This is a genomic window from Nostoc sp. (assembly GCF_036917615.1).
Classification (GTDB): Bacteria; Cyanobacteriota; Cyanobacteriia; order Cyanobacteriales; family Nostocaceae; genus Nostoc.
In genome coordinates this window covers 112,579-118,578 of record NZ_JBALCZ010000058.1, presented here as the reverse complement: position 1 = coordinate 118,578, position 6,000 = coordinate 112,579, and the positions used below count along the sequence as shown (strand labels likewise).

5 protein-coding genes are annotated in these 6,000 nt (G+C 43.8%); 1 reads left to right on the top strand and 4 read right to left on the bottom strand.

What is annotated here, in order from left to right; translation table 11 throughout:
• The 4 genes from V7K85_RS20010 to V7K85_RS19995 form a co-directional block, all read right to left on the bottom strand.
• Nucleotides 1-3,045 (bottom strand): tetratricopeptide repeat protein (locus tag V7K85_RS20010; RefSeq protein WP_334815831.1); only part of this gene is annotated, 3,045 nt, incomplete at its 3' end.
• Between the two features lie 58 nt (nucleotides 3,046-3,103).
• On the bottom strand, nucleotides 3,104-4,123 hold the full coding sequence (locus V7K85_RS20005; protein WP_334815829.1) for an aldo/keto reductase: 1,020 nt from the start codon (nucleotides 4,121-4,123) through the stop codon (nucleotides 3,104-3,106).
• A 215-nt stretch (nucleotides 4,124-4,338) separates the two neighbouring features.
• Nucleotides 4,339-4,674, bottom strand: a complete 336-nt coding sequence (petJ, locus tag V7K85_RS20000) for a cytochrome c6 PetJ (protein WP_334815827.1) — start codon at nucleotides 4,672-4,674, stop codon at nucleotides 4,339-4,341.
• Between the two features lie 55 nt (nucleotides 4,675-4,729).
• The gene (locus V7K85_RS19995; protein WP_334815825.1) at nucleotides 4,730-4,954 is read right to left on the bottom strand and encodes a hypothetical protein; all 225 of its coding nucleotides are present in this window, start codon (nucleotides 4,952-4,954) and stop codon (nucleotides 4,730-4,732) included.
• Nucleotides 4,955-5,145: 191 nt separating this feature from the next.
• On the opposite strand from V7K85_RS19995, the gene V7K85_RS19990 reads away from it, so the two are divergent.
• The gene (locus V7K85_RS19990) at nucleotides 5,146-5,946 is read left to right on the top strand and encodes a histidine kinase (RefSeq protein WP_334815823.1); all 801 of its coding nucleotides are present in this window, start codon (nucleotides 5,146-5,148) and stop codon (nucleotides 5,944-5,946) included.
• Nucleotides 5,947-6,000: the final 54 nt, after the last annotated feature.

Here is a 6,000-nt window from a genome sequence, read left to right as displayed (position 1 = left end):
AGTGGCTTTACCTTTGACATCGCCAATCTGCTCCTTTATTTCCAAGGATTGCTCCCAAAGTGCGATCGCTCTAGGGATGTCCCCTTGTTGGGCGAATACCAGTGCCATGTTGTTGAGGGTAGTGGCTTTACCTTTGACATCGCCAATCTGCTCCTTTATTTCCAAGGATTGCTCCCAAAGTGCGATCGCTCTAGGGATGTCCCCTTGTTGGGCGATTACCAGTGCCATGTTGTTGAGGGTAGCGGCTTTACCTTGGACATCGCCAATCTGCTCAGATATTTCCAAGGATTGCTCGTAGAGTGCGATCGCTCTAGGTATGTCCCCTTGTTGGGCGATTACCAGTGCCATGTTGTTGAGGGTAGTGGCTTTACCTTTGACATCGCCAATCTGCTCAGATATTTCCAAGTCTTGCTCCCAAAGTGTGATCGCTCTTGCGATGTCCCCTTGGTCGGCGAATACCTTTGCCATGTTGCTGAGAGTTGCGGCTTTTCTTGTTAATTCCTCTTCAGGGCAAAGGTCTAAAGCTTGCTGATAATGGGTAGCAGCTTCTTGCACCAAACCTAAAACCTTTTCTGCATGGGCAATGGTTCCCAAGATGCGGTAGTCTTGAAAAACTGCCAATATTTGCTCACATAAATCAAAAGCTTCTACAAAGCGGGAATTGTTTACCCAATTGTCTGTAATCCTATCCCCAACGCTGACTGCAATTTCCTGCTCTTTTGCCAGCAGTCCTAACCGCACAATTTCCATTAATTCTACTTCTGTGGGGTTTTCATTCTCCTCCCACCAAACTTGATGGATTTTCCTGACTCCTTGCTGTCGCGTTGCTTGCCATTCTTCCTTATTCAACACTGGTTCTAACAACGATTCTAAAATTGTCGTCACCCGATAATTAGCTGGCTGGTTGGGGTGAGTGGTGGCGGACTCGACTAAGCTGAGGCTGGTTAGCTTGCCCAAAACTGCCAATTCCCCTGCGGTAGAAATTGCCCTGACAATATCCTCCATCACTGGCAAATGAAACACACTCAACCGTGCAAGAAACTTTTGTTCTTCCAGTTCCAAAGCATTCAGCAGAGTTTGTGCCAAAATATCTTCGCGGAATTTCTGCTCAGTCTTCTCCAGACGATTCAATAATTCATCCGCCGCTAATCCCGGCTGCTGAATCACCTCTAATAGCCACTTCAGCAAACGGGGATTACCATCAGCAATGTGAATAATTCGCTGAGTTCTTAACTGCTGCCTAACTTCTTTATCTAAAGGAAAACAAATTTTATCAATATCACTGCTGCTCATCTGTTCCAGGCGTTCCAGGTGCAGGCGATGAGGTGGCAAAGTGTCTTCTTTCAAATAGCGACAGGTGACAATCAGCCGACTTTCTGCCCCGGTTTCTGCCAATGCTGCACAAATTGCCCCTAAAATTTCATAAGCATCTGCCGTCATCCGCAGTGAACCATCTTCAATACTAGCTGTGGGGATATTTTGCTCAAAGTCATCCAGCACCAGCAGCAAAGGTTGGTTGTGTTCCTTTTCAATTGCTTCAAAAAAGTTTTGCAACCGCCCTTTAAGAGACACCTTTGGTTCATTCAAAAGTGCAGGCACATCTAGAAACCGCTCAAACTTATTAGAAAGCTTATTCAGCAAACCCCACTCATCCAAAGGGCCAATCAACACGACTCGCGCAAAATTGTCACGCTGCGTTTGCACCCGCGTACATAACCGCGCCTCCAGGGTACTTTTGCCCAGTCCGCCCATCCCGGCAATAAACACCCCGATTTGGTCGCTGGTTTCCCGCAATGCCCTGAGACACCGTTGCAAAGGTCGTCTGCGTCCGACAAACTCAAACCGACTGGCAACTTTAACTAGATTATTCTCATCGAGAAATTCTTGCTCTGGCGCTGTAAACTTCAGCTTTTCACGATTTCTTGTTCTCAGAGGTGTCACCAGTTCTGCAATGGGGCGCGTATCCCAATACATCCGCAACAGATGCCAGTCGGTGCATTCTTTGTCAATCATCTCCTGCTGCGCTGCTTTGACTGCTTCTTCAACAGTTGCCCCCGTCGCCAAAGCTTGATAAAGTGCCTGTGCTGCTACAATACCCGTGCGGTCATACACCGGACGCGCCCAGCCTAAAACTATACCTGTCCCCGCTTTCACCAATGCCTGAGCCATTGAGGGTACTGTCCCCTTATTAGAAACCTGTCCCGTATGACAACCAGAGAGAAAAGTTACACGAGGCCAGCGTCCGCGAAAGGCTCTAGCTAAGTCGTTAACGGTAGTAAGTTGCATATTCCCCACCTCCTCTTCAGTGATGAAGCAGGGGGTATTGTCTGCCAGCGTTACACCTGTTGGCAGCAAATAGCCGTAGCTTTGTTGGGTATAAATTATCCCGTGTCCCGTGAGGTGAAAGACATCAAAATAGTCTTCGGGGTAGGATTTCACCAAATTAGCTAACTCTGCAACCGAGCCACTTTCCTCAACAATCAACGCCAAAGGCTGATCCTTAGTTGCTTGCAAAATATTCGCTTCTTCCCGCTCAAATCCTAATGGCGGAACTCTCGGATCTTCAGGAGAAGTCGCCATAAACAGCAAGCGCAAGGGGCGATTTTGCACGTCAATAATTTGGGTTTGACGCTGTTGCACAGAACGCACTGGTAAGACAGAAATATTTTGACGTTGCAGTAAAAACCCTGCACCATCATGCAGCAATTCCCAAGGCAAATGTGCCAATCCCAAGGCTACCCGTTCTGTTTGGGGGTTCAACCCCTGCGTTTCGCTGGTTTGAATCAAATCTAGATGAATCGTTTGCTCATCTACCTCATCCAGCGCCCTTCTGAGCCATCCTTCTTTACCATCCAGCCATTGATAAAGTTGCCGTCCCAACTGAGTGAGATAGGGTAAGCTATCTTTTTGTTGAGCATAGTAATTTTGCTCACACACTTCAATGAGTGCTGCCAACTCCGTTTTATCCAGGCGACGTGAGCCATAATCACAGCGCAGTTCAAAAGTCTGCTGTTGACTGAGGGCGAAGGTGAAGTTTAGGGGCATGGCTGACAGCAGTAGTTTCCACAGTAACCTTCACCGTATTATCACCTTTTTCCCGAAATTATCGGCGATATTCGTCGCCGCAATCGCCGATAAGCTGATATAAATCACGTGATTGGCGAGATACTGCATTGATGCGATCGCTATCGTCAGCATCTAAACTAAAACTAAATACTTTGGCGTTATCTTCTATATGTTCAGATACACTAAGTCTGGCACCAACTATCACACCGCCCACTGTTGGCTGATCTAAAATGTAACGCACTGCCACGTTGGAAATACTGACCCCATGCTTATTAGCAATTTCCTTCAGGATAGCCAGCAACTCTTGAAATAATTGCCAACCACCCCAAGCATCGATCATGTTTTTATATTTTTTCAAACTAGCAGTAGATAGATCAGATCCTCGCGGTTCCGGTTTACCCAAATAGTTTTCTGATAACAACCCGCCGCACAGTGTACCGTAAGTAAAAAGCTTTATGTCATGCTGTTGACAAAACTGCACCATATTAACTTCGGGGCGACGGTCAACAAGGGAAAATTGCACTTGGTTAGAAACGATTTTGATACCTGCTTCGGTAATAATCTTTAAGTTTTCCGTGTCAAAATTAGTTAAACCTAGATGCTTAATTTTACCCTCAGTCTGAAGTTCTGCCATATATTTGAGGGCATCCAGGTAATTTTTATCCTGATATTCCCACCAATGGAATTGCATCAAATCTAACGATTCTACATTCATCCTTCGCAGGGAAATATCAATATTTTCCTCAACCAGTTTTTTCGTCATTTTGCCTGCACGAGGCACCCATTTTGTAAAAGCTTGCACCTGAGATAAAGCATCTTTCCCACGAGTATCAATTAGTTCACAGCGAAACTCACCAATAAAGTCTTCAGCGGGGCCATAATGGTCTGCTAAATCCCAAGTGGTAAAGCCTGCATCTAAATATTTGAACATAGTCTCAATGGCGGCTTGGGGATTAATCCGTCCGTGTGCGCCGGAGACTTGCCACATCCCATTTAATATGCGGCAGATGTTCAAATCAGGAGTGAATTGGAGACGGCTAGCTGCGGGTAAGTTCATTTTCAAGTTAGGAGTGAGAAGTTGTCAGAAGTTAGGAATGAGAAGAGTTAGGAGTGAGGAGTTAAGAGTGAGAAGAGTTAATAATTACTGAGTTGACAAGCGGGTTTTTACAGCCTTTTTAACTTTTCTACTTTATTATGAATGATTTAGGACTGCTAGAGTAAAAAACTGCTAAAGTCTTAACTCCTAACTCCCAACTCATAACTCATAACTTTTTAACGCCAGTCTTTTTCAGCTTGTTCGAGAACGTAAGTAGCAACATCTTGAATTTGCTGTTCAGTGATCCGCTCTTTGTAGGCTGACATATTATTTTTACCATTGGTTACTATAGATGTAACTGCCTCTATTGAATCCATACCATACTTTTTCAGCGCTTGCTTTTTGAGATTTTTACCTCGCCTGATTATGTTGCTGCCGTTGATATGACAACCAGCACAATGAACACTAAATATTTGTTCACCGTTAACTGTGTCTGCTGCACTAGCAGGGAAAGTAAAAGTACTGATTAATAACAAAAACGTTACTAATACTAATGTGATTATTTTTTTCAATTAACTTCTCCTGATTTTTACATATTGGTTGCAAGCATAACTGTCAGAACCAATACTACAGGGATTCAAAGTCAGTTGTAAATCCAGCAAAATTTGCACAATCTTCTTGAAAGGCTTCTGCATCACTAACATCCTCAATTTTATAGGACATGATGCGCGTACCATCTGGCATTTTTTTGGAACCAATCAATTCACCTTGATATTTTTCTGCGATCGCTTTAAATTCAGTACCATAACGTTTCCAGGCATCGCCTGAACAAGTAATATTTACTCGCCACATATTTCACTCTCAATTACTACCAACAAATATCAATCATCTCACAAATGGGCAACATGTTATACATCACCTCCTTCAGGCTGTTATTTTCTATCTAAAGGAAGTGCCTAGCCCTATTAGACTACGCCATAATGTGGGTGTGGGAACATGCTTAGAAAATTTTATCCAAATTAGTTAAATCCCAAGAGTTGAAAATGCCTAACAATATCAAACAACAAATTCAAGCAGACCTGCAACAAGCTAAAGAAACCGGACAATTAAGAACTGATCGGATTCGAGAAATTGTCAAATCCGCAGTTTCTCAAGTAGGTTCTGAGTTTAAACAAGGTTCTAGTGAGCTTCGTGGCCTTGTTAGAGATGCTGTTTCTGCTGTCATTGAAAATTTCCAAGAAAAAGGTAGCGAACTCAAAGATGAAGTGACGGCTTCGATTGAAGGAGCGCTGGAAGGAATTAATAGTCAAAGACACGAAAACATTGCTAAAACTCAGACAGATATCAAGCGGCTACAGGCTGAGCTGGATAATGAAGAAGAACAACTTCAGCAAGAAGTTGATGTAATCTTGGCAGAGATTGAAGAGACGAGTAAGCAAGAACCTGCTAGTACTAAAACTGCAATTGATTCTGCTGTCAATGCTATTAAAGATAGTGAAGAAGTAGGGTTGTTAAAGAAACGTTACGCGCAACTGCAAGCGCAGCTAGCGATTGTCCGAGCTAATTTAGCTGCACGCTATGGCGGACGTTCTCTGGAGGTTCAAGATTATCTAGACGAGGCTAAACACTGGTATGATAAAGCTCGTCCTCAAGCAGAATCTATGGCTGCACAGGTAGAACAAAAGCGATCACAACTAGAAGATCAACTAGGTGAAGCTGGTACATCTCTAGCGAAAAAAGAGCGCCAAATCAAACAAACGTTGAGGCAGTTACTCTTAACGGCGGCTGACTTATTCAAAGATAAGCAACCTGCTGATAAAGAGCGGGATACTATTCATAAATAGACTAGACTGCTTTTTCACAAAAACCCTGATACATATAGATTTTTCGTAGGGGCA